1 protein-coding gene is annotated in these 2,687 nt (G+C 68.6%); it reads right to left on the bottom strand.

Going from position 1 to position 2,687, the window contains the following annotated elements:
- Nucleotides 1-84: 84 nt before the first annotated feature.
- A complete protein-coding gene (locus ACFE7U_RS17445) occupies nucleotides 85-2,448 on the bottom strand; it encodes a Tex family protein (RefSeq protein WP_375410974.1) in 2,364 nt (787 codons plus the stop codon).
- Nucleotides 2,449-2,687 lie beyond the last annotated feature (239 nt).

The following is a 2,687-nucleotide window of genomic DNA, read 5'->3' on the forward strand; positions in this document are numbered from 1 at the left end:
TCTGCTTCCGAGGACCATCGCGATCGACTGCTATGCCGAGGTTGGGTCGGGATCTGGCCGTCCGCTTGATGGTGGGGGCCGGCCCTATCGCTGTCCCCGATCCTTGCCCTCCGCCGCACGGCGCAGGGCCTCGGCTAAGGCACCTTCCGGCAAGCTACGTTCGGGCGAGGCACCACCCGGAACCGCGCCGCGGGGCGCCGGAGCAGGGGCAGCTTTCTGCTGAGACCGAGAGGGCTCCGGCCGCACATCACGGCTGTGGCGGCGGGGCGCGTCGGCGTCGTCCGAGCGCATGCTCAGCGCAATGCGCTTGCGGTTGGTGTCCACTTCGATCACCCGCACCTGAACGACGTCGCCGGGTTTCACCACCTCGCGCGGGTCCTTGACGAAGCGGTCGGCGAGCATCGAGATATGGACGAGCCCGTCCTGATGCACACCGAGATCGACGAAGGCGCCGAAGGCCGCGACATTGGTCACCACGCCCTCCAGCCGCATCCCCGGCGTTAGGTCGGAGATCTTTTCCACGCCCTCTTGAAAGGTGGCAGTGCGAAAGGCGGGACGCGGGTCGCGGCCGGGTTTTTCCAACTCGGCGATGATGTCGGTGACGGTGGGCAGGCCGAAAGTCTCGTCGGTGAAGCGCATCGGGTCGAGGGCGCGCAGGGCACCGGTGTTGCCGATCAGGGCGCCGATGGGCTGGCCGGTGGCGGCCAGGATGCGGCGCACCACCGGATAGGCCTCCGGATGGACCCCCGAGGCGTCGAGGGGGTCGTTGCCGCTCCGGATCCGCAGGAAGCCAGCCGCGAGTTCGTAGGCCTTGGGGCCGAGGCCAGCGACCTTCTTCAGGCCGGCGCGGGTGCGGAACGGGCCCTTCGCGTCGCGTTCGACCACGATGTTGCCCGCTACCCGCTCGGTGAGGCCCGAGACCCGAGCGAGGAGGGGGGCCGAGGCGATGTTCACGTCGACGCCGACACTGTTCACGCAGTCTTCCACCACGGCGTCCAGGGCCTTCGAGAGCTGACCCTCGGCGAGATCGTGCTGGTACTGCCCAACGCCAATAGCCTTGGGCTCGATCTTCACCAGTTCCGCCAGCGGATCCTGCAGGCGTCGGGCGATGGAGACCGCGCCGCGCAAGGTAACATCGAGGCCGGGTAATTCCGCGCTGGCGTATGCGGAAGCCGAATAGACCGAGGCGCCGGCTTCCGACACCATCACCTTGGTGAGCGCCAAGTCGGCCCGCTTGGCGATCAGTTCGGCCGCTAGTCGGTCGGTCTCGCGCGAAGCGGTGCCGTTGCCGATGGCGACGAGCTCGACCTTATGGGCAAGGCAGAGTTCAGCGAGCAGAACGAGGGCCCCGTTCCAGTCGCGCCGGGGCTCGTGTGGGTAGATCACGTCGGTGGCCGCCACCTTGCCGGTCGCATCGACAACAGCGACTTTCACGCCGCTGCGAAAGCCCGGGTCGAGCCCTAGGGTCGGGCGGGCACCGGCAGGGGCGGCCAGCAGCAGGTCGCGCAGGTTGCCGGCAAAAACCGAGATGGCGCCGGCTTCGGCGAACTGGCGCAGGCGGGCGCGAAGATCGGTGTCGATGGCCGGCTTGAGCCGCGTGCGCCAGGCTTTCCGTACGATCTCTAACAAGAAGGCATCGCCCGCTCGGCCCTGGTCACGGATGCCGAAGGTCCGGGCGATGCGCATTTCCTGCGAGGAGGGCATGCCTTTGGCCGGCTCGTCGCCCACGGCATCGACCAGGGCAAGATCGAGCACCTCCTCCTTCTCGCCCCGGAACAGGGCGAGGATGCGATGCGAGGGCAGGCGCGTCAGGGGTTCGCTGAAGGAAAAATAATCGGCAAATTTCTCCCCGGTCGCCTCCTTGCCGGGTTTGACCGAGGAGACGATGCGGCCACGCTGCCAGCCGGCCTCGCGCAGGGCGCCCGTCAGGTCGGGGTCCTCGCTGAAGCGCTCGATCAGGATGGAGCGGGCACCCTCCAGCGCCGCGTCTACATCGGCGACGCCCTTGGACGCATCGACAAAGGAGCCGGCCGCCGCAGCGGGATCGCCCTCGGGCCGGACGAGCAGCGCCTCGGCGAGGGGGCCGAGTCCGGCCTCGCGGGCGATCTGAGCCTTGGTGCGGCGCTTGACCTTGAACGGAAGGTAGAGGTCTTCGAGCCGGGCTTTCGTCTCCGCACCGAGGATGCGCGCCTTGAGGCCGGCATCGAGACTGCCCTGCGCCTCGATCGTTTCGAGGATCGCCACCCGCCGCGCCTCCAAGTCGCGCAGGTAGGCGAGACGATCTTCGAGGTCGCGCAACTGCGCATCGTCGAGGCCGCCGGTGGCCTCTTTGCGGTAGCGCGCCACGAACGGCACCGTCGCGCCGCCGTCGAGCAACTCCACTGCGGCGGCGACCTGGCGCTCGGCAACCTTCAACTCGGCCGCGAGGGTAGCGGTGATGGCGGCCATGACGGAATCCTCAGGGAAGGGCCGCGGTGTCTACAGGGGTGCGCCGAGGCAGGTCAAACCCGTGCGGCGCGGCTCCGGCGCTCGATTCGCCAGAGGCGCGAGGCCGTCAGGGCGAGGCAGAACAGCGCCGCATCGAAGCCGGCCAACTCGATGTCGTCATCCTGCGGGCATTCGTCCCTGGCGACGAAGTCGAGGGTGCGCTCCGAAACCTGCTCCCGTCGTGGTCGACAAGGTCACGC

It is taken from the genome of uncultured Methylobacterium sp. (genome assembly GCF_964251405.1).
Lineage (GTDB): Bacteria > Pseudomonadota > Alphaproteobacteria > Rhizobiales > Beijerinckiaceae > Methylobacterium.